Origin of the sequence: Saccharothrix obliqua (genome assembly GCF_019375475.1) — a bacterium.
In the GTDB taxonomy this organism is placed as follows: Bacteria; Actinomycetota; Actinomycetes; order Mycobacteriales; family Pseudonocardiaceae; genus Actinosynnema; species Actinosynnema obliqua.
In genome coordinates this window covers 695,674-717,930 of record NZ_JAHXGQ010000004.1, presented here as the reverse complement: position 1 = coordinate 717,930, position 22,257 = coordinate 695,674, and the positions used below count along the sequence as shown (strand labels likewise).

General features: G+C 74.3%; 11 protein-coding genes. 7 read left to right on the top strand and 4 right to left on the bottom strand.

Annotated elements, in window-relative coordinates; all coding sequences use genetic code 11:
• Genes KZQ38_RS16545 through mdlC form a run of 3 tightly spaced genes read left to right on the top strand, consistent with a single transcriptional unit; the run spans position 1 to position 4,375 of the window.
• Complete coding sequence (locus KZQ38_RS16545; protein WP_308258437.1) at positions 1–447, top strand: (2Fe-2S)-binding protein; 447 nt, start codon at positions 1–3, stop codon at positions 445–447.
• Positions 444–2,822 carry a xanthine dehydrogenase family protein molybdopterin-binding subunit gene (locus KZQ38_RS16540; protein ID WP_219442922.1) on the top strand — a complete coding sequence of 793 codons (2,379 nt, stop codon included), beginning with the start codon at positions 444–446 and terminating at the stop codon, positions 2,820–2,822. Before KZQ38_RS16545 ends, KZQ38_RS16540 begins: the two co-directional genes overlap by 4 nt.
• On the top strand, positions 2,807–4,375 hold the full coding sequence (gene mdlC, locus KZQ38_RS16535) for a benzoylformate decarboxylase (protein WP_308258436.1): 1,569 nt from the start codon (positions 2,807–2,809) through the stop codon (positions 4,373–4,375). The genes KZQ38_RS16540 and mdlC overlap by 16 nt, the downstream gene beginning before the upstream one ends.
• 53 nt (positions 4,376–4,428) lie before the next feature.
• Here mdlC and KZQ38_RS16530 read toward each other — a convergent pair whose 3' ends face one another.
• The 3 genes from KZQ38_RS16530 to KZQ38_RS16520 all read right to left on the bottom strand — a co-directional run bounded on the left by KZQ38_RS16530 (position 4,429) and on the right by KZQ38_RS16520 (position 7,744).
• Positions 4,429–5,181 carry an SDR family oxidoreductase gene (locus KZQ38_RS16530; RefSeq protein ID WP_219442921.1) on the bottom strand — a complete coding sequence of 251 codons (753 nt, stop codon included), beginning with the start codon at positions 5,179–5,181 and terminating at the stop codon, positions 4,429–4,431.
• 22 nt (positions 5,182–5,203) lie between these two features.
• Positions 5,204–6,118, bottom strand: coding sequence for a VOC family protein (locus KZQ38_RS16525; RefSeq protein WP_219442920.1), 915 nt, complete (start codon positions 6,116–6,118; stop codon positions 5,204–5,206).
• 462 nt (positions 6,119–6,580) lie between these two features.
• Positions 6,581–7,744, bottom strand: a complete 1,164-nt coding sequence (locus tag KZQ38_RS16520) for an FAD-dependent oxidoreductase (RefSeq protein ID WP_219442919.1) — start codon at positions 7,742–7,744, stop codon at positions 6,581–6,583.
• A gap of 134 nt (positions 7,745–7,878) precedes the next feature.
• Between KZQ38_RS16520 and KZQ38_RS16515 the strand changes: the two genes are divergently transcribed.
• The gene (locus KZQ38_RS16515; RefSeq protein ID WP_308258435.1) at positions 7,879–9,690 is read left to right on the top strand and encodes an amino acid adenylation domain-containing protein; all 1,812 of its coding nucleotides are present in this window, start codon (positions 7,879–7,881) and stop codon (positions 9,688–9,690) included.
• A gap of 2 nt (positions 9,691–9,692) precedes the next feature.
• Here the strand turns inward: KZQ38_RS16515 and KZQ38_RS16510 are convergent, their stop codons facing one another.
• Positions 9,693–12,764 carry a non-ribosomal peptide synthetase gene (locus tag KZQ38_RS16510; RefSeq protein ID WP_219442918.1) on the bottom strand — a complete coding sequence of 1,024 codons (3,072 nt, stop codon included), beginning with the start codon at positions 12,762–12,764 and terminating at the stop codon, positions 9,693–9,695.
• 130 nt (positions 12,765–12,894) lie between these two features.
• Between KZQ38_RS16510 and KZQ38_RS16505 the strand changes: the two genes are divergently transcribed.
• From KZQ38_RS16505 to KZQ38_RS16495, 3 genes are read left to right on the top strand one after another with little or no spacing between them, the layout of a single operon-like run.
• Positions 12,895–13,104 (top strand): MbtH family protein, encoded by a 210-nt coding sequence (locus tag KZQ38_RS16505; protein ID WP_219442917.1) that lies wholly within the window; start codon positions 12,895–12,897, stop codon positions 13,102–13,104.
• 26 nt (positions 13,105–13,130) lie between these two features.
• A complete protein-coding gene (locus tag KZQ38_RS16500; RefSeq protein WP_219442916.1) occupies positions 13,131–19,367 on the top strand; it encodes a non-ribosomal peptide synthetase in 6,237 nt (2,078 codons plus the stop codon).
• Positions 19,364–22,240, top strand: coding sequence for a non-ribosomal peptide synthetase (locus KZQ38_RS16495; protein WP_219442915.1), 2,877 nt, complete (start codon positions 19,364–19,366; stop codon positions 22,238–22,240). The genes KZQ38_RS16500 and KZQ38_RS16495 overlap by 4 nt, the downstream gene beginning before the upstream one ends.
• Positions 22,241–22,257 lie beyond the last annotated feature (17 nt).

Sequence of the window (22,257 nt, the reverse complement as noted above, 5' to 3'; positions counted from 1 at the left end):
GTGAACGGGACCGCCCGCACGGCGCGTGCCGAACCGCGGACATCGCTCGGTGAGCACCTGCGCACCGCGCTGGGTTTGACGGGCACCCACCTGGGCTGCGAGCAGGGCGACTGCGGCGCGTGTGCCGTCCTGCTCGACGGCGAGCCGGTGTGCTCGTGCCTCGTGCTGGCGGTGCAGGCGGACGGGTGCCGGGTGGAGACCGTCGAGTCGCTGGCGCGGGGCGACGACCTGGGCCCGGCCCAGCGCGCCCTGCTGGAGGAGCACGGGTTGCAGTGCGGGTTCTGCACGCCGGGGCTGCTGATGCGCATGACGCACGCCCGGCGCACCGGTGCCCCGGCGTCCGACGTGCTCGGCGGCCACCTGTGCCGCTGCACCGGTTACGGCGGTCTGCGTGCCGCCGTCGAACGCCACTGCGCCGTCGAGGCCCGGAAGGAGGACCAGCCGTGACCACCCGGGTCCACATCGGACTGCCGGTGCCGCCGCGCAACCACCCGGCGCTGCTGCGGGGTCGGGGCCGCTTCGTCGACGACCTGCCGTTCCCCGGTGCGCGGCACGTCGCCGTGCTGCGCAGCCCCGTCGCTCACGGCCGCGTGACGGCCTTCGACGCGACGGCCGCCCGCGCGGACCCCCGGTGCCTGCTCGTGCTGGGGCCGGCGGATGTCGCGGAGCTGACCGACCCGATCCCGCTGGCGTGGCTGCTGCCGGACCAGCGGCTCGACCACGTCGAGCTGGCCGTGGACGTGGTGCGTTACGCCGGGCAGCCGATCGGCCTGGTGGTCGCGACCGACCGGGCCGCCGCGGAGGACGTCGCGGAACTGGTCGACGTGCGCGTCGAACCGCTGCCCGCGGTCGCCTCCACCGCCGCGGCGCTCGCACCGGGCGCGCCCCGGCTGCACGCCGAGGCGGAGGGCAACGTCGTGGGGCGCACCCACTTCGGCACGCCCCGGGACCGGTTGGACGAAGCCTTCGCCGAGGCGCACCTGGTGGTCGAGCGCGAGTTCGGCATCCAGCGCGTCAGCCACAGCCCGCTGGAACCACGCGGGCTGGTCGCGGAGTGGGAACCGGGTCCCGGGCTGCTCACCGTGCACGCGAGCACCCAGTCGCCGCACGCCGTGCGGCAGGAGCTGGCGGCGGTCCTGCGCCTGCGCGCCGACCGCGTCCGGGTCGTCGCCCGCGACGTCGGCGGCTCGTTCGGCGGGAAGGTGGCGCTGCACGCGGACGAGGCGCTGGTGTGCCTGGCCGCCGTGGTGCTCGGCGGCCAGGTCAAGTGGGTGGAGGACCGCGTCGAGAACCTCACCGCCGCCTACCAGGGCCGGGGACAGCGGACCCGGGCCCGGCTGGCGGTGGCCGCCGACGGCCGGTTCCTCGCGCTGCACGCCGACGTGGTGGGGGACCTGGGCGCGTTCGCCGTCCAGGCGGGCAGCGGGCCGCTCCAGGTCACCGCCCTGACCATCGAGGGGCCGTACCGGTTCCCCGCGGCGGGCGGCACGGTCACGGCGGTGTGCACCAACCTGGTGCCGGTCGGCGCGTACCGCGGTTACGGGATGCAGGAGTCGACGTTCATCCGGGAACGGCTGGTCGACGAGGCGGCCCGGGAACTGGGTGTCGACCCGGTTGCGTTGCGGCTGCGCAACATGGTCGAGCCGGGGGACATGCCCTACACCACGTGCACCGGGCTGGTTTACGACAGCGGCGACTACTCCGCCGCGTTGCGCTCGGCCGCGCGCCGGGTGGCGCCGCCGTCGTCCGCCGGACCGGTGCGCCGGGGCAGCGCCGTGACGGCGACCGTGGAGATGAGCGGCTTCGCGCCGAGCGCCCTCATCCGGCAGTTCGACATCGCCTGGGCCGGGTGGGAAGGCGTGCGGCTGGTGGTCAACCACGACGGGACGGTGACCGTGCACGCCGGCGTCACCGCGGTGGGCCAGGGCATCGAGACCAGCCTGGCGCAGATCGCCGCCGACGGCCTCGGCGTGCCGCTGCGGTGGGTGGACGTCCGGCTGGGCGACACCGCCACCGCGCCGCACTCCGACCTCGCCTCCCAGGCCAGCCGGGCGCTGGTGCTCGCGGGTGGCGCTCTGCTGCGTGCGGCGGCCCGGTTGCGGGCCCGCGTGCTGGGTCTGGCGGCGCGGGCGCTCGACGTCCCGGAGGCCGACGTCGTGCTGGACGTGCCCGCCGACGTCGAACCCGGTTCGCCCGAGGCGGTGTTCCGCGGTGCGTCCGGCGTGATCAGCTGGCGGGAACTGGCCCACCGCGCCTGGCGCGGCTGGCACCGACCGGAGGGCGTCGAGCGCATCCGGCTGGAGGAAAACGTCGACTTCGACCCGCCGGCCATCACCTTCGCCCACGGTGCCCACGGTGCCGCGGTCGCGGTGGACGTCGACACCGGGGTCGTGACGGTGGAGGACTACTGGACCGTGCACGACAACGGGGTGCTGGTGAACCCCCTTGTCGCCGAAGGGCAGGTCGTCGGCGGTGTGGCGCAGGGCATCGGGCTCGCCCTCTTCGAAGAGGTGCGTCACGACCCCGACACGGCCGAACCGCTGAGCACCACGTTCCGGGAGTACCCGCTGCCCGCCGCGCGGGACGTCCCGCGGGTCGACGTGCGACACCTGTGCACCCCGTCCCCGGCGAACCCCGGCGGGTTCAAGGGGCTCGGCGAGGGCGGCGCGATCCCGCCCGCCGCGACGATCGCCTGCGCCGTGGCCGCGGCGGTGCCGGAGATCGCGGAAGTCCTGACGGCCACACCCATGACACCGGAGCGGGTGTGGGCCGCGTTGCGCGAGGCCGGGATCGAGGGGAGTCCTCAGTGGACGGAGAGGTGACGGTCCGCGAGGCCGTCGTGGACGTGCTGCGGGCACACGGCATGACGACCGTGTTCGGCAACCCGGGTTCGACAGAGCTGCCGATGTTCCGCGACTTCCCGGCCGATTTCCGCTACGTGCTGGGACTCCAGGAGTCCGTGGTGGTGGGCATGGCCGACGGCTACGCCCAGGCCACCGGCGGCCCCGCGGCCGTCAACCTGCACTCGGCCGCCGGTGTGGGGCACGCGATGGGCGCGTTGTTCACCGCCTACCGCAACCGGACCCCGCTGGTCGTCCTGTCCGGGCAGCAGGCCAGGTCGCTGCTGGCGGGCGAGCCCTACCTGTTCTCCGCGCAGGCCGCCGAACTGCCCCGGCCCTACGTCAAGTGGAGCGCCGAACCGCTCCGGGCGGAGGACGTGCCCGCCGCCGTGGCCCGCGCCTGCCACGTGGCGCTCGCCCCGCCCCGTGGACCGGTGCTGGTGTCGGTGCCCGCCGACGACTGGGACCGGCACGCGTCACCGGTGCCGCACCGCGTGGTCTCGGGCGCCGGCCGCGGTGACCCGGAACTGCTGGCCGTCGTGGGCGAGGCGCTGGCGACGGCGCGGCGACCGGTGTTCGTCGTCGGCTCGGAGGTGGACCGCGACGGGGCGTTCGCCGACGTCGTCGCGTTGGCGGAGGCGCACCGCGCCGCCGTGTGGGCCGCGCCGATGTCGCACCGCTGCGCGTTCCCCGAGTCTCACCCGTTGTTCGCGGGTTTCCTGCCGCCGGTGCGGGAGCGCATCGTGGAACTGCTGACCGGGCACGACGTGGTGCTCTCGTTGGGCGCGCCCGTGTTCACCTACCACGTCGCGGGCAGCGGACCGCACCTGCCGCCGTCCGCCTCGTTGTACCTGCTGACCGAAGACCCCGGCACGGCGGCGTGGGCACCGCTGGGCACCGCGGTCGTCACCGGTGTCCGGCACGCCGTGCGCGCTCTGCTGGACCACCCGCCGCGGGGGCCGCGTGCCACGCCGCCACCACGCGACCTGCCGCCGCGGGAAGCGCCGGGCGCCGTGATCACGCAGTCCTACCTGGTGCAGACGTTGGCCGACGTGCGCCCGCCGAACTGCGTGATCGTGGAGGAGGCGCCCGGCACCCGGCCCGTGATGACCGAACGCCTGCCCAACGACCGCCCGGAGAGCTTCTACACCTGTGCCAGCGGAGCGCTCGGCCACGGCCTGCCCGCGGCGGTCGGCGTGGCGCTGGCCAGGCCGCGGGACCGGGTGGTCGCCGTCGTCGGGGACGGCTCGGCGATGTACGCGGTCCAGGCGCTGTGGTCGGCGGCCGAGCTGGGGTTGCCGCTCGCGGTCGTGGTGGTCAACAACCGCGGTTACGCGACGGTCGAGAACTTCGCCCGGCGGTTCGGCGTCGAGAAGCCACCCGGCACGCGGTTGGGCGGTCTGGACTTCGCCGGGCTGGCCCGCGCCCAGGGGTGCGCGGGCGTGGTGGTCGAGCGGCCCGAAGACCTCGCGCCCGCGTTGCGCGCGGCGTTCGCGGCCGAGCGGCCCCACCTGGTGGAGGTGGTGGTGGCGTGAGGGGGCCGGCGCGTGGCCGGCCCGTCGTCGGCGATCCTCTTGGGGTGGGGCGGTCAACGCACGGCCAGCCCGCCGTCGGGGCGCAGCACCTCGCCGGTCATCCCCTTGGCGTGCGGCGAGGCCAGGAACCGGTACAGCGGCGCGATCTCGTCCGGCGCGAGCACCAGTCCCAGGGGGTTGGCGGCGCGGATGTGCTCGCTGATCTCCACCGGGCGGTCGTAGACCAGCGTGCCGCGGGCGTCGCGCAGACCCGTCACCACGCCGCCGGGCGCCACGGCGTTGACCCGCACCGCCGGTGCCAGGTCGGCCGCGAGGTGGCGCACCAGCCCCAGCGCGGCGTGCTTGGCCGCGGCGTAGGCGATCCCGGTGCCGTTGCCCCGCACCACGAACGACGCGTCGGACAGGGTGAACACCATCGACCCGCCGCGGTCGGCCAGCGGACCGGCCGCCGCCGCCGCGCCGAGCAGGTAGCCGACCACGTCCACGTCGAGCACGTGGCGGGTCAGGTCGGCCAGGTCGGCGGCGGGCAGGTCGCGCACGCCGGTCCCGGCGTCGTGCACGCCCGCGTTGCCGACGAACAGGTCCAGCCGGCCGAAGCGGGACAACGCCGCGTCGACCGCCCGTTGGTTGTCCGCCGCGACCCGCACGTCCCCCGTCACCGCGAGCACCCCGTCGGGCGGTTGCCCGGTCGGGTGCTCGCGGTCCAGGACCACCACGTGGTACCCGTGCGCGGCGAGGTCGGCCACCACCGCGTGCCCGATGCCCGACGCCCCGCCGGTCACCACCGCGACCGCTGTCCGGTCCACCAGCTCCTCCTTCGACGGGTGCTCACACCGGCGGCGGCGTCCACAGCCCCGGGTCGGGGGTGCCGCGCAGGAGGGTGGAGACCAGCTCGTCCCGGGCCTTGCCGACACCCCACTGGTCGCTGGTCTGGGCGTTCGCCGGGTACACCTGCGGCGTCCAGTGCTCCTCGTCCTCGATCCGCAGCATGTCCGAGGTGTATTCCAGGATGAATCGCGAGGACGGGTCCTGGAAATAAGTGAACGTGTTCTCGCCCACCCCGTGCCGCCCCGGTCCCCACACCGGCTCGAAACCACGACCACGCATCGCGCCGCTCGCCCGCATGAATTCGTCGACACCACGCAGCTCGAATGCGACGTGGTTCAGCGAAACGTGCGGCGCGCGCGTGAAGGCGATGACGTGGTGGGCGCTGCCGGTGCGCAGGAAGCACATGACGTCCTCCACCCAGTCCGACACGCGGAAACCGAGCACGGCGCCGTAGAAATGGCTCGCACCGATCAGGTCGGTGGTGTTGAGCACGACGTGGCTGATCCCGACCGGCCGGTGCTCGCCCGGCTCCACGGGTCGGAACTCCCGCCGCGCCGCGCCCGCCACGACCTCCACGGTGCGGCCCTCGAAGTCGAGGAACCGCAGGCGGTGGCCGTCTTTCGGGTCGGTCGCGGTGCCGGGCTCCTCGACCAGCGCCGCCCTCGGGTGCCGGATGACGCGCTCGGCGACGGCGTCGACGTCGGCGGGTGACTCGGCGGCGAACGAGAGCACGTCGACCCGGGACTCCGGTGTCGCCCGCAGGCGCACCACGTGGTTTTCCGCGCAGCCCGCGCCGAGGTACACCAGATCGTCGTCGGTGCCCACCAGGTCTAATTGCCAGTGCTTTTCGTAGAATTCGCGGGCGGCGTGCATGTCCGGCACGCCGAGACTGACGCTGCGTACGTGGGTGATCACCGCTACCCCTTGTCCGGTGGATTCGGGAACCGTGTCACCCAGGTTACGCGGGCCGTGCTCCGGGGAAATGAACCGACCGGGGGAAAACGTGTTCGGCGATTCGGGACGCCACGTCGCGCGGCGGCGCCGGGGCTGGACCACACCGGGGCCGGGGCGGCGCGGAGCAGGACGTCGCGGAGTCGGGCGGCGGGTGGTGGAGCGGCGGGTGGTGGGGCGGTGCGTGGTGCGTGGTGGGGCGGTGCGTGGTGGGGAGCGCGGGACGGGGCGGCGCTTCCTCGGACCACGGGAGCACGACCACAGCCGGTCGGTGCGCCTTCGACATCGGACAGTCCTCACCGGACGGTCCTCGTCGCCGGCGGCGGGGCGACCGGCCGCGCGCCCCGCGAACCGGCCGCCGCCCTCGCCGGACTCACCGACGCCTTTCCCGCGCACACGTTGCCCGACGCGGGTGCGGCACCGGGGTCAGCGCCGCGCGGCCGGGATGCCGGCCGCCTCCACGGCCGCCCGCGCCGCGACGACCGCGCTGTTCAACGAGATCTCGCCACGCATACCCGGCGCGGCGACCATGTCGCCGGCCAGGAACACGTCACCGCCCCGCACGATCGCCGGCCGGTCGCGCCACGTCCGCCCCGGCAGGTCGAGCGCGCCGCTGCGCCCGCGGGCGACGGCCTGGCGCTTCCAGGTGGTGCGCTCCCGCCAGCCCGGGACGGCGAGGTCGGCCAACGCCTCCACCCGGGCCATCGCGTCGGCACGCGACTCGCCCTCGCGGATGGGCATGTCGAGCTGGAACAGGGACTGGCCCGCGGGCGCGAGGGACGGGTCCTGCATCGTGTAGCACTCGTGGAAGCCGCCCTGGTCGGCGTCGAACACGATGAAGAAGTCGCCGCGCTTGCGGTGCACCGCGAGGTCGAGCATGGCGCAGTTGCCGCTCTCCCAGGTCAGGGAGTCGTCGCCGAGCAGGGCACGCGCGCTGGCCAGTTCGGTGGCCACGACGGTGGGCGCGTCCGGGATCTCCGAGACCCGTGAGTTCAGCTCGATCCGCACGCCCAGTTCCCGCGCCCGCCGCGCCATCCGGTCGACCACCGTGGGCCAGCCGCCGACGACGTACCGGACGGCGGGCGGTGCCGGTGCGAACACGCGGTGCAGCAGCTCCCACACGAACGCCGCAGACAGCCGTCCGGTGTCGGCGTCGAACGTGACCACGGCGATCGCGTTGGCCGCCGCCCGCGCGGCCTCCTCGCCGTACCGCGCGCCCGCCCAGCTCGCGAAGTCCTGGTCCACGGGCGCGGACCGCCGCCGGTCGCGGATCATGCGCACCAGGCCGGGGAACGGTCGGCGGCGCAGCCTGCCCCCGTACCGGAAACCCGCCACCAGGGCCGCCCGCGCCGGGATGCGGGCCAGGTCGCCGACCAGGTCCCGCTCGACCAGCCACTTCCAGTGCGGGCCGTCGGCGTAGAACACGTGGGCGCCCTCGTGGGCCACGTACGGCGGCGGAGTCGTCCGACCCCGGCCGCCGAGCGTGGCGTGCGCCTCGTGCAACGTCACCGCGGCCCCCGCCTCCGCGCAGGCGATGCTCGCCGCCAGCCCGGCCAGCCCGCCGCCGATCACGACGATCTCTCGTGCCACATCCGCCTCCGTACCCTCGTCGTCAAGCCGTGCACCGGGAGGACGGCGCGGCGCCGCGACACGTGACAGCGCGGTCGGAAAGTGTGCGGGTTCGTCTCTGCCGCGCCGCCCGCCGGCGGTCGGATACTGCGGCCGTGACTGATCTGCTGCGTGGCCCCGAAGTGCCGCTGCCGGACCGGTGCGTGCACGAGTTGTTCGCCGAGCACGCGTCCGCGCGGCCCGCCGCCGTCGCGGTCCGCTGGGCGGGCGGCGACCTCACCTACGGCGAGCTGGAGACCCGCGCCAACCGCTTCGCGCACGTGCTGCGCGCACACGGCGTCGGCCCGGAGGCGCCGGTGGCGCTGTGCCTGGAGCGCGGGCCGGACCTGCTGGTGGCGATGCTCGGCATCCTCAAGGCGGGTGGCTGCTACGTGCCGCTGGACCCCGACTACCCCGCCGACCGCCTCGCGTACATGGTGGCCGACTCGGGTGCGGCGGTCGCGGTCACGCAGCGGTCGCTGGTGGACCGGGTCGCCGCGGCGCGGTCGGTCGTGGTGGTGGACGAGACGGACCTCGCGACCGGGCCGTCCGACGCGCCGCCGGTCCGGGTCGACCCGGACAACCTGATCTACACCATGTACACGTCGGGTTCGACGGGACGGCCCAAGGGCGTCCAGGTCACGCACCGCGGCGTCGTGCGCCTCGTGCACGGCGCGGACTTCGCGGACTTCACCACCGACCAGGTGTTCCTGCTGCTGACCTCCCTGTGCTTCGACGTGTCGACGTTCGAGCTGTGGGGCGCGCTGGCCAACGGCGCGGTGCTCGCCGTGCTGCCGCCGGGCACGCCGACCGCCGCCGCCGTCGGGGAGGCCGTGCGCCGGTACGGGGTCACCACGCTGTGGCTCAGCTCCGGTCTGTTCGCGCACGTCGTGGACACCGGGGTCGAGGCGTTGACCGGCGTGCGGCACGTGATCGCGGGTGGCGACGTGGTGCCGCCGGTCCAGGCCCGGCGGGTCATCGAGGAGGTGGGCGCGGAGATGAGCAACGGCTACGGCCCCACCGAGTGCACGACGTTCGCCTGCGCCCTGCGCGGCATGACCGTCGCCGACACCCTGGGCCCCATCCCGATCGGCACGCCGATCGCCAACACCCGCGCGTTCGTCGCGGACGCCTCCGGCGTGCCGCTGCCCCGGGGCGGTCGGGGCGAGCTGCTGCTCGGCGGCCCCGGCCTGGCCCGCGGGTACCACGACCGGCCGTCGCTGACCGCGGAGCGCTTCGTGCCCGACCCGACCGGCGACGGGGACCGCGTCTACCGCACCGGTGACGAGGCCCGCGTCCGCGCGGACGGGGTGGTCGAGTTCTTCGGCCGCCTGGACCACCAGGTGAAGGTGCGTGGTTTCCGGGTGGAGCTGGGCGAGGTGGAGGCGGCGCTGGTCGCCCACCCCGCCGTGCGCATCGCGGTGGTGACCACCCACGACCGCGACGAGGCCGACCGGGTGCTGGTCGCCCACGTCGTCGGCGACGCCACCGCGGACGAGCTGCGCGCGTTCCTGGCCGAGCGGCTGCCCGACCACATGGTGCCCGGGCTGTGGTCGTTCGTGCCCGAGCTGCCCGTCACCCCGAACGGCAAGATCGACCGGGCCGCCCTCGCCGTGCCCGGCGCGGCGACCGTCGCGTACGTCGCGCCGCGCACGCCGGTGGAGGAGGTCGTCGCCGGGATCTGGCAGGACCTGCTCGGCGTGGAGCGGGTCGGCGTGCACGACGACTTCTTCGCCGACCTGGGCGGGCACTCGCTGCTGGCGACCAGGTTCGTGGCCCTGGTCGCCGAGCGGTTCCCGGTCGAGCTGCCGGTGCGCAGCCTGTTCGACTTCCCCACGGTGGCGGAGTCGGCGGCGCGGATCCACGACGCCGTGGTGGCGCACGTCGAGGGCCTGTCGGACGAGGACGTGGACGCCGTGTCGGTCTGAGGTCAGCCCCGGCCACCAGCTTCCTCCACGACCGCCGCCAGCGCGGCGACGGTGCGCGCGGTGAACAGGTGGCGCAGGGTGATCCGCACGTCGAACCGCTTGCGGAGCCGGGACAGCACCCTGGTCGCCAGCAGGGAGTGGCCGCCCAGGTGGAAGAAGTCGTCGTGCGTGCCGAAATCGCCGGTGGGCAGCACTTCCCGCCAGATGTCGGCGATGGCGCGCTCCACCCCGGACGCGGGCGCGACGCGGGCGGCCCGCTCCGGCGCCACCGGGGCGGGCAGGGCGGCGCGGTCGACCTTGCGGCTCGGGGTGAGCGGCAGCTCGGGCAGCGCCACCCACAGGCCCGGCACCATGTACTCCGGCAGCTGGGCGCGCAACGCCTCCCGCAACGCGTCGGTGTCGGCGTCCGCGCCGGCGGGCACCACGTAGGCGACCAGCTGCGGGTCGGGCAGGTCCCGGGTGACCACGGCCGCCGCCCGCACCGCCGGCTGCGCGTTGAGCACCGCCTCGACCTCGCCCAGCTCGATCCGGAAACCCCGGATCTTGACCTGGTCGTCGATGCGGCCCAGGAACTCCACCGCGCCGTCGCCACGCACCCTGGCCAGGTCGCCGGTCCGGTACAGGCGCGCACCCGGCACGCCGGAGAACGGGTCGGGCACGAACCGGTCGGCGGTCAGCGCGGGCCGCCCCAGGTAGCCCCGTGCGACCCGCCGGCCGCCCAAATGCAGTTCGCCCGGCACGCCCACGGGTGACGGGCGACCGCGGTCGTCCAGCACGTGCGCGGAGGTGCCGGGCACCGGTCGGCCGATGGGCAGCGTCGGCGCGCCCAGGTCCCGTTCCGCCGCCTCGTGCAGGTAGCTGGAGATCGTCGCCTCCGTCGGGCCGTAACAGGCCACGAAACGAGCCGGCGCGCCCAGCTCGTGCCAGCGGCGGGCGTCGTCCACGGTCACCACGTCCGCGCCCACGTTGACCATCCGCAGCGACCGGACGTCGTCGGGGCTGACCGCGGTCATCAGCTCGCGGTAGTAGTGCGGGGTGAGGTTCACGCTCGTGACGCGGAACCGCCGCAACCGCTCGGCCAGCTCCTCCGGCGTCCAGAACAGCGGGTCGCTCAGCAGCACCGTCGCGCCCGCCAGCAGCGGCGCGCCGATCTGCTCCAGCGAGCCGTCGAACGCCAGCGACGCCAACGACAACACCCGGTCGGACTCCGTGATGCGGTACTGCTCGGCGATCACCAGCGAGTGCTGGGCGTAGGACCCGTGCTCGACCACCACGCCCTTCGGGCGGCCGGTCGAACCGGAGGTGTAGATCACGTACGCGGCGTCGCCCGGTTCCACCACCCAGTCCGGGCGGTCGGCCGACTCGTCGGCCACGTCGTCCGGGTCGATCACCGGGCGGCCGGGGAACAGCCCGGCCGCGCCGGACCGGGCCACCACCGCGCCGACCCGTGCGTCCGCGACCAGGAAGGCCAGCCGGTCGGCGGGGTTCGCCGGGTCGAACGGCACGTACGCGGCGCCCGACTTGAGCACGCCGACCATGGCGACCACGGCCTCCGGGCCCCGTTCCAGGCACACGCCCACCGTCGCGCCGCGACCCAGCCCCAGCGACCGCAGCCGGCGGGCCAGGCGCGTGGACCGGGCGTCCAGCTCGCCGTAGGTCAGCTCACCGTCGCCGAACCACACGGCCGGCTTGTCCGGGTGCGCGGCGGCGCGCGTGGCGAACAGCTCGGGGAAGCACCCCGGCACCTCACCCGCCCACGGCACGGCGCCCCACTCGTCCACCAGCAGCCGGCGCTCGGCGTCCGGCAGCAGCTCCAGCTCGCTGATCGGCCGCGCCGGCGTCGCGGCGACGCTCTCCAGCAGCCGCACGTACCGCTGCGCCATCCGCTCGGCGGTGTCGGCGTCGAACAACGCGGTCGGGTAGGTCAGGTAGCCGGTCAACGCGCCGTCCGGTCGGCGTTCGAAGTGCAGGCCGAGGTCGAACGACGAGGCCGTCCACGCGACGTCGACCTCCCGCACCACCAGGCCGGGCAGCGCGAACCGGTCGTCGGCGATCTCGCTCAACCCGAACGAGACCTGCACCAGCGGGTTGCGGGACAGGTCGCGGTCCGGCTCGAACTCGGCCACCAGCCGCTCGAACGGCACGTCCTCGTGGCTGAACGCGGCCAGCGCCGTGTCCGCGACCCGGTCGAGCAGCCGCTCGAAGGTCGGGTCGCCGCCCAGGTCGGTGCGCAGCACCAGGGTGTTGACGAACAACCCGACCAGGTCCTCCACCTCCGCCAGCGGCCGACCCGCCACCGGGCAGCCCACGGCGATGTCCGTGCCGCCGGTGTGCCGGTGCAGGAAGACCTTGTAGGCGGCCAGCAGCACCATGAACGGCGTAGCCCGCCGCGCCCGGCCGAGATCGGCCAGCCGCCCGGCCAACCCGGCGGGCACGGCCACGCGCACGGCCGCGCCCGCGGGGTCCCACTCCGCCGGGCGGGGTCGGTCGGCGGGCAGCTCCAGCGGCGCCAGGCCCGCCAACCGCTCGCGCCAGAACGCGAGCTGCCCGGCCTGGTCCACCGCCGACTCCCGTTGCCACGCGGCGAAATCCGCGTACTGCACCGGGGGTTCGGGCAACCGGGCGCCGCCGTACGCGGCGGCCAGCTCGCGGGCGAACACGTCCCAGGACCACCCGTCGAACGCGATGTGGTGCACCACGAACACCAACACGTGCTCGACCGGCGACAGCCGCAGCAACCGGGCCCGCAGCGGCCACTGCGCCGCCAGGTCGAACCCGTGCGCCAGCTCCGCCTCCACCAGCGCCGCCACCTCGTCCGGTGCGGCGTCGACCACGGGCAGCGCCACCGGGCCCGGCTCGTCCACCACCTGCTCCGGCGTGCCACCGCGGCCGGGGTAGCGGGTGCGCAGCACCTCGTGCCGGGAGACCACGGTGGCCAGCGCCGCGGCGAGGGTGGGCACGTCCAGGTCGCCGCCCAGGTGCAGCGCCAGGGGCAGCAGGTACTCGCTGCCGCCGGGGCGCAGCACGTCGAGGAACCACAGGCGCTCCTGTGGGAAGGACAGCGGCAGGCTCATGGGCGTCAGGGTGACCGCGGGCGGGCCCCCGGCACAGGGATGTCAGCGCGTGAGCGTTGCTGCGTGTTTGTTCCTTGTCGGGGCGCACACCGCCGGGCACGCTCGGCGTCCGACCGACTGGGGAGGACGCATGAGCGACGACGAGCGCACCTACGGCGTGGTGGTGAACCACGAGGAGCAGTTCTCCATCTGGCCCGTGGACCGCGAACTGCCTTCCGGCTGGCGCTACGAGGGCGTCCGCGGCCCGAAGCAGACCTGCCTGGACCACATCGACCGGGTGTGGACCGACATGCGCCCGTTGAGCCTGCGCCGCCGCATGGCGGCCGACGCCTCCGCCTGACGCGCGGGAGCCACCGGGGGATGGGCATGAGCGACGGGTCGAAGGACGCCGCCGGACGACGGCAGGAGTTGCTGGAGCGCTACCTGCGGGGCACGACACCGGCGAAGGTGGACGCCATCCCGGCCGCGGACCGGTTCGGCCCGCTGGAGCTGTCGGGCGCGCAGCGGCGGATGTGGTTCCTGGACCGGTTGCGGCCGGGTGGCGCCGAGTACGTGGTGACCTCCGCGTGGCGGTTGCGCGGCGACCTCGACGTGCCGCGGCTGCGGGACGCGTGGACCCGCGTCGTCCGGCGGCACGAGGTGCTGCGCACCACCTACGTCGAGCACGACGGCGCACCCGCGCAGGTCGTCGGACCGGTCGTGGTGGACTTCCGGGCCGTGGACGTCGAGGACGTGGCGGCGGCGACGCTGGACGAGGCGGCCCGCCCGTTCGACCTGGCCGCCGGACCGCCGGCGCGGTTGCGGGTGCTGCGGCCACCGGCCGGCGACCCCGTGCTGCTGCTGGTGGCGCACCACATCGCCTACGACGGGTGGTCCGCGTCCGTCGTGGCCAAGGACCTCGCCGCCTGCTACGAGGGCCGGGAACGCCCACCGCTGCGGGCCCAGTACGCCGATTTCGCGGCCTGGCACCGGGAGCACGTGACGGGTGCCGCGGTCACGCGCGGGCTCGACCACTGGCGCGCCCGGCTCGCGGGCGCGCCGGTGCTGGCGCTGCCCACCGACCGGCCCCGGCCCGCCGTGCACGACCCGCGTGGCGACCTGGTGCGGTTCACCGTGGACGCCGGGGTGGCCGGCCGCCTCGCCGGACTGGCCTCGGCGCACCGCGCGACGTTGTTCGCCGTGCTGCTCGCGGCGTACCAGGTCCTGCTGTCCCGCTACGCCGGGCAGCGCGACCTCACCGTGGGCACGCCCGTCGCCGGTCGCACCCGCGCCGAGACGCACGACATGGTCGGGTTGTTCCTCAACACCCTCGTGCTGCGGGCCGAGGTGGACCCGGCGGTCGCGTTCACCGACCTCCTCGGTCGGGTGCGGCAGGAGGTGCTCGACGCGCTGACCCACCAGGAGACGCCGTTCGAGCGGTTGGTGGACGAGCTGTCCCCGGACCGCGACCTCTCCCGCTCACCGCTGTTCCAGGCGATGTTCGTGCTCCAGAACACCGAGCGCGCCGACTTCTCCGCCGCCGGGCTGCGTGGCGAACCGCTGCACTCCCCGTGGCGCAGCGCCAAGTTCGACCTGACCCTGGAGATCACCGAGCAACCCGACGGCGCCCTCCACGGCGTCCTGGAGTACCCCGTCGCCCTGTTCGACCGGAGCACGGTCGAGCGGATGGCGGGCCACTTCGCCACCCTGCTGCGTGGTGTCGTGGACGACCCGGCGACCCGGGTCGCCGACCTGCCCTGGCTGACCGCCGGCGAGGAGGCCGAGCTGCGCCGCCTGTCCGGCGAGGTGGTCGACCACCCCGGCGGCACGCTGGTGGACCTGCTCGGCGGCCTCGGCCCGGTGGTCGCCGGGGACACCGCGCTCACCGCCGCCGAGCTGGACGCCCGGTCCAACCAGGCCGCGCACCGCCTGCGTGCGCTCGGCGTCGGCCCGGAGACGGTCGTCGGCGTCCGGTTGGAGCGCGGTGTCGAACTCGTGGTCGCGTTGCTCGGGGTGTTGAAGGCGGGTGGGGCGTACCTGCCGTTGGACCCGGAGTACCCGGCTGAGCGGCTGGACTTCATGGTCGCGGACTCCGGGGCACGCCTCGTGATCACGCCGGGCGACCTGGCGGACCTGGACGAGCCGGACACCCCCGTGGTGTCGGGGGTGGTTCCGGGTAATGCGGCTTATGTGATTTACACGTCGGGTTCGACGGGGTTGCCGAAGGGTGTGGTGGTTGAGCATCGTGCGGTGGTGAACCGGTTGCGGTGGGCGCAGTCGGTGTACGGGTTGGGTGTGTCGGATCGGGTGTTGCAGAAGACTCCTTTTGGTTTTGATGTGTCGGTGTGGGAGTTTTTCTGGACGTTGTCGGTGGGTGCGACGTTGGTGGTGGCGGAGCCGGGTGGGCATCGTGATCCGGAGTACCTGGCTCGGGTGATGGTGGATCGTGGTGTGACGGTGGCGCATTTTGTGCCGTCGATGTTGCGGGTGTTTTTGGCTGGTTCGTTGCCGGTGTTGCCGTTGCGTCTGGTGTTGTGCAGTGGTGAGGTGTTGCCGGGTGATTTGGCGGAGTTGTTCCACCGGGTGGTGGGTTGTGGGTTGCACAATCTGTACGGTCCGACGGAGGCCGCGGTCGACGTGACCGCGGGGCGGTGTGTGCCGGGGGAGAGGGTGACGATCGGTCGCCCGGTGAGCAACACCCGCATCCACGTCGTGGACGAGGAACTGCGCCTCGTGCCCGTCGGCGTCCCGGGCGAACTGGTGATCGCCGGGGTGCAGTTGGCGCGCGGCTACCCGGGGCGGCCGGCGTTGACCGCGGAACGGTTCGTGCCCAACCCCTTCGCGGAGACGCCGGGCGAACGGCTCTACCACACCGGTGACCTGGTCAGGCTCCTGCCGGACGGCACGATCGACTACCTCGGGCGCATCGACCACCAGGTCAAGCTGCACGGCAACCGCATCGAACCCGGCGAGGTCGAAGCCGCCCTGCTGCGTCACCCCGCGGTGCGTGCCGCCGCCGTCGCCGTGCACGACGACCGCTTGGTCGGCTACGTCGTGCCGACCGCCGAGCCGCCGACACCGGCCGAGTTGCGGGACCACCTCGCCCGGTCGCTGCCCGAGACGATGCTCCCCGCCGCCTGGACCGTGCTGGCGGCGTTGCCGCTGACGCCCAGCGGCAAGACCGACCGCAAGGCGTTGCCCGCACCCACCGCGGTGCGCCCGCCGACTGGTTTCGTCGCGCCGCGCACCTCGGCCGAGGAGGTGGTCGCCGCCGCGTTCGCCGAGGCGACCGGCGCTACGCGGGTCGGCGCGGAGGACGGCTTCTTCGAACTGGGCGGCGACTCGCTGCGCGCGATCCGGGTCGTCGGCCTGCTGCGCGCGCGGGGTGTGGAGATCAGCGTCCAGGACCTGTTCCGCCGGCAGCGCGTGGCCGACCTCGCGGCCGGGCTCGCCGGCGCGCCGGTCGCCGCGCCGCTGCCCGGCGTCGCGCCGTTCGCCCTGCTCGCCGCCGGGCAGCGGGCCGCGTTGCCCGCCGACGTGGTGGACGCCTACCCGCTCACCCTGGCGCAGGCGGGGATGGCGCACCTGATGCTCGCGGGCGTCGACCGCGGCCTGTACGTCAACTCGCTCGGTTACCCCGTCCACGACGACGGCGCGTTCGACCTGGCCGCGTTGCGCGAAGCCGTGCGGCTGCTCACGGACAAGCACGAGATCCTGCGCACCTCGATCCACCTGGCCGACGGCGACGTGCCCCGGCAGTTCGTGCACGCCGCGGCCGAGGTCGAGCTGGGCTGCACCGACCTGCGTGGGCTCGACCCCGACACCAGGGCGGCGCGGCTGCGCGACTCCCTCGCCGCCGACCGGGCCCGCCCGTTCGACCTGACCCGGCCGGGCCTGCTGCGCCTGCACGTCCACCGGTTCACCGACCGCGAGTGGCGGCTGACGTTCGGCTACGTGCACGCGATCCTCGACGGGTGGAGCCAGAACTCCCTGGTCGCCGAGCTGCTGGACGCCTACCGCGCGGTGCGTTCCGGTGCGCGGTGGTCCACCACCCCGCCCGCCGTCCGCTTCGCCGACACCGTGGCCCGGGAACTGGTGTCCCTGGAGTCGGCCGAGGACCGCGAGTTCTGGGCGGCCCGGGTCGTCGGCGTCGCCGGGTTCACCGTGCCGGCGGCGTGGGCGGGCGAGGACGACGGCGTGTACCGGACCAGGCGGGTGCCGATCGCGGACCTGCCCGTCGCGGCGGTCGCCGCGGCGGCCGGCGTGCCGCTCAAGAGCCTGCTCTTCGCCGCCCACCTCACCGCGTTGCGCGTGGTGTCCGGCGTGACCGAGGGCGACCCGGTGTTCCACACCGGCTACGTCACCAACGGCCGGCTGGAACGCGCCGACGGCGACCTGGTGCGCGGCATGTTCCTCAACACCGTCCCGCTGCTGGTGCGGTCCACCGCCGGGTCGTGGGCGGAGCTGGCGCGTGACGTGTTCGCGGCGGAGACCGCGTCGTGGCCGCACCGGCACTTCCCGCTGCCCGCCATGCAGGCCGCGTGGGGCGGCGCGACGCCGCTCGTGGACGTCTTCTTCAACCACACCGACATGCACGTGCTCGACGCGGACCTGGTCGCGCTCGACGGCGTGGAGGACAGCACGCCCAACGAGTTCGGGCTCTCGGTGTCCACGACACCGGGCGCGTTCGTGCTGGAGGCGTTCACCCACCGGGTGAGCGCGCACCACCTGGAACTGCTGGCACGCGTCTACCGGCACGTCCTGGAACGGGCGTGCGCGGGCGACGACCCGCGGCTCGTCCGCCTTCCCGAAGCGGACCGGGAAGCCGCGTTGCGCGGCACGCCCGCGCCCCCGGCGCTGCGGGCGACGCTGCCGGGGCTGTTCGCCGCCGCGGTGCGCGACCACCCGGACGCCGTCGCGGTGGAGGCCGGACCGACCACGCTGACCTACCGGGAACTCGACGCCCGGGTGAGCGCGCTCGCCGCGCGGCTGCGTGCGATCGGGATCGGCCGGGGCTCGCTGGTGGCGGTCCTCCTGGAGCGTGGCGTGGACACCCTGGTCGCGCCGCTGGCCGTGCACCGCGCGGGCGCGGCCTACGTGCCCGTGGACCCGCGTTACCCCGCGCGCCGCGTCGAGCACGTGCTGACCGACTCCGGCGCCGACGCGGTGGTGACCGGACCGGCCCTCACCGGCCTGCTCGACGGCACGACCGCGCCCGTCGTCCTGGCCGGTGAGGACACCGGCGACGCGGCACACGTGACACCACGCGAACCGGACCCCGACGACCTGGCCTACGTCATCTACACCTCCGGCTCGACCGGCCGGCCCAAGGGCGTCATGGTCGGCCACGGCGCGCTCGGCAACTTCCTGCTGTCCATGCGCGACCGCCCCGGCCTGGCCGCCGGCGCGGCGGTGCTCGCGCTGACCACCGTGTCGTTCGACATCTCCGCCCTGGAGCTGTACCTGCCGCTGGTGGTCGGCGGCCGGACCGTGATCGCCACGGGTGACGAGGCGGTCGACCCGCACCGGCAGGTCGAGTTGATGACCCGGACCGGCGTGTCGGTGGTGCAGGCGACGCCCTCCGGCCTGCGGGTGCTGGTCGACTCCGGGTGGGTGCCGCCCAAGGGGCTCACCGTGTTGTCCGGCGGCGAGAAGCTGACCGCCGACCTGGCACGCGTGCTCACCGCCGGCGGTGCCGAGCTGTGGGACCTCTACGGCCCCACCGAGACGACCATCTGGTCCACCGTCGCACGCGTCCCCGCCGACACCGCCGACCCGTGGGAACCGGTGGCGGGCACGGACGTGCGCCTGCTGGACTGGCGTGGCGAGCCGGTGCCGCCGGGTGTCGTGGGCGAGGTGCACCTGGGCGGTGTCGGGCTCGCCCGCGGCTACCTCGGCCGGCCCGCGTTGACCGCGGAGCGGTTCGTGCCGGACCCGCACTCGTCGACGCCGGGCGCGCGGCTCTACCGCACCGGCGACCTGGCCCGCCGGCACGCGGACGGGCGAGTGGACGTCCTGGGACGCGTCGACCACCAGGTGAAGATCCGCGGCCACCGCGTCGAACCCGGCGAGGTGGAGGCGGCGCTGCTGGCCCAGCCGGGTGTCCGCGAGGCGGCCGTGCGGCCGTTCCCGACCGCGGCCGGTGGCCTCGAACTCGCCGGCTACGTCGTGGGCGAGGTGTCCACCGCCGGGCTGCGGCGGTCGTTGGCGGGCGTCCTGCCGGACTACCTGGTGCCCAGCGCGCTGGTCGTCCTCGACGCCTTCCCGCGCACCCCGGCGGGCAAGCTCGACCGCGCCGCGCTGCCCGTGCCGGACGGTGTGCCGGAGCAGGCCCACGTGGCACCGCGCACGCCGACCGAGGAACTGGTGGCCGGCGTGTGGGCGGACGCGCTCGGCGTCGCGGAGGTCGGGGTGCACGACGACTTCTTCGACCGGGGCGGCCACTCGTTGCTGGCCAACCGGATCGCCATGCGCCTGCGGTCCGCGCTCGGCGTGGCCGTGCCCGTGCGGGCCGTGTTCGATCACCCGACCGTCGAGGCGTTGTCCGTCGCGATCGCCGACTACCCCCGGCAGACGCCGATCATCGCGGCCCGTCGCCGCGTGACCGTGGGCGAGGACGCATGACGACCCTGCTCGACCTGCTGGACGAGGGTGTCCACGTCGGTGATGTCGCCGTCGTCGCGGGTGACGTCGTGCTGACCTACGAGGAGTTGCACGCCCGTGCCGACGCGCTCGCCGCCCGGTTGCGCGTGCTCGGCGTCGGGCCGGAATCGGTTGTCGGTGTGCGGATGCCCCGCTGTGCGGAGCTGGTCGTCGCGTTGCTCGGGGTGTTGAAGGCGGGTGGGGCGTACCTGCCGTTGGACCCGGAGTACCCGGTTGAGCGGCTGGACTTCATGGTCGAGGACTCCGGCGCCTGCCTCGTGATCACGCGGGAATTCGTCGCGGAAACCACTGCGTCGGCCACGCCCGTGGCCTCGGGTGTGTGTGGGGACAATGCGGCGTATGTGATTTACACGTCGGGTTCGACGGGGTTGCCGAAGGGTGTGGTGGTTGAGCATCGTGCGGTGGTGAATCGGTTGCGGTGGGCGCAGTCGGTGTACGGGTTGGGTGTGTCGGATCGGGTGTTGCAGAAGACTCCTTTTGGTTTTGATGTGTCGGTGTGGGAGTTTTTCTGGACGTTGTCGGTGGGTGCGACGTTGGTGGTGGCGGAGCCGGGTGGGCATCGTGATCCGGAGTACCTGGCTCGGGTGATGGTGGATCGTGGTGTGACGGTGGCGCATTTTGTGCCGTCGATGTTGCGGGTGTTTTTGGATCGGTCGTTGCCGGTGTTGCCGTTGCGTCTGGTGTTGTGCAGTGGTGAGGTGTTGCCGGGTGATTTGGCGGAGTTGTTCCACCGGGTGGTGGGTTGTGGGTTGCACAATTTGTACGGTCCGACGGAGGCCGCGGTCGACGTGACCGCCGGGCCGTGCCTGCCGGGGGAGAGGGTGACGATCGGTCGCCCGGTGAGCAACACCCGCATCCACGTCGTGGACGACGACCTCAACGAGACCGACGGGCAAGGCGAGCTGATGATCGCCGGGGTGCAGTTGGCGCGCGGCTACCTGGGGCGGCCGGCGTTGACCGCGGAACGGTTCGTGCCCAACCCCTTCGCGGAGACGCCGGGCGAACGGCTCTACCACAGCGGGGACCTGGCGTCATGGCTGCCGGACGGCACGATCGCCTACCACGGCCGCCTCGACCACCAGGTCAAGCTGCACGGCAACCGCGTCGAACTCGGCGAGGTCGAAGCCGCCCTGCTGCGTCACCCCGACGTCCGGGCCGCCGTCGCCGCCGTGCGGGACGACCGGCTGGTCGCGTACTTCGTGCCGGTCGGCGAACCACCGCTGGGCGCCGCGCTGCGCACGCACCTCGCGCGGACCCTGCCCGAGGCCGTGCTGCCGACCGCCTGGGTGCCGTTGCCCGCGTTGCCCCTGACACCGAGCGGCAAGACCGACCGCGCCGCGCTGCCCGACCCCGGCGACCACCGCCCGGACCTCGCCGTGCCCCTGGTGCTGCCGCGTGATGACGCCGAACGCGTCGTCGCCGACACCTGGGCGGAGGTGCTGGGCGTGCGCCCGGTCGGCGTGCACGACCCGTTCCTGGACCTGGGCGGGCAGTCGCTGGCCGCGACCAGGGTCTGCGCGCGCCTCGCCGCCGCGTTCGGCCGCCGCGTGACGGTCGCCGACCTGTTCGCCGCGCCCACCCCGGCGGCGTTGGCCGAGCTGATCACGGCGACACCGCCGGACCGGCCCGTCGCCGCCGAGCCCGGTGGGTTGTCCGCGGCGCAGCAGCGCATGTGGTTCCTCGACCAGCTCTCCGGGCCGTCCCCGGAGTATTCGATGTACGAGGCGTACCAGTGCGTCGGCGACATCGACGTGGAGGCGTTGCGCGCGGCCGTCGTCGCCCTCGGCCGGCGGCACGCGTCGCTGCGCACCACCTACCGCGCCGAACGCGGTGTGCCCCGGGCCGAGGTCGGGACCGAGGACCTGGCGCTGACCGTCGTCGAGGGGTCGGCGGAGCAGTTCCTGGCCGGTGCGGTCGCCCGCCCGTTCGACCTGGCGCGCGGTCCGCTGCTGCGGCTGGTCCTGGTGCGGGCGGCGGCCGACCGGTTCACGTTGATCGCGGTGATCCACCACATCACCGCCGACGACACGTCGATGGCCGTGCTGTGGCGCGACCTCGCGGCCCTGTACCGCGGTGAGCGCCTGCCGCCGCTGCCGCCGGTGCCGCCGGAGCGGCCCGACCCGGCGGGACCGGCGTACTGGCGGGACCGGCTCGCGGGCGCGCCGCCGGTGCTGGAGGTGCCCGGCGACCTGCCCCGGCCGGACCGGCGGGAGCACGTCGAGGGGGCGGTGGAGTTCACCCTGCCGGCCGACGTGGTCGACCGGCTGCGTGCGGTGGCGCGACCGGCCGGCGCGACGGACTACGTGGCGTTGCTCGCCGCGTTCGCCCTCTACCTGCGGCGGCTCACCGGGCGGCGTGACCTGGTGGTCGCCACGTTCACCGGCAACCGGGAGTCGGTGGCGGCGGAGGACGCGATCGGCCTGTTCGTCAACACGTTGCCGCTGCGCTTCCGCCTGCCGGGGGAGGGGTACGCGGATGTGCTGCCCGAGGTGCGGGACGCGGTGGTGGGGGCGTTCCGCCACCAGGGCACGCCGTTCGACCGGATCGTCGCGGCGGTCCGCCCGCCCCGCGACCTGACCCGCAACCCGGTGGCGCAGGTCGCGTTCCAGGCCCTCGGCTCCCTGGTCGACCGGCTGGTGCTGCCGGGCGTGGCCGTGACGCCGTGGCGCGTCGGGCAGGGCGGCAACCCGTTCGACGTGATGATCACCGTCCGCGACGCGGCGGGCGGTGTGGCGGGCACGCTGCACTACGACCGCGCCCTCTACACCGAACCCGCCGCCGCGGCGCTGGCCGAGGGCTTCACCGCCCTGGTCCGCGAGATCGCGGGGAGGTGATCGAACCCCTCGTACAC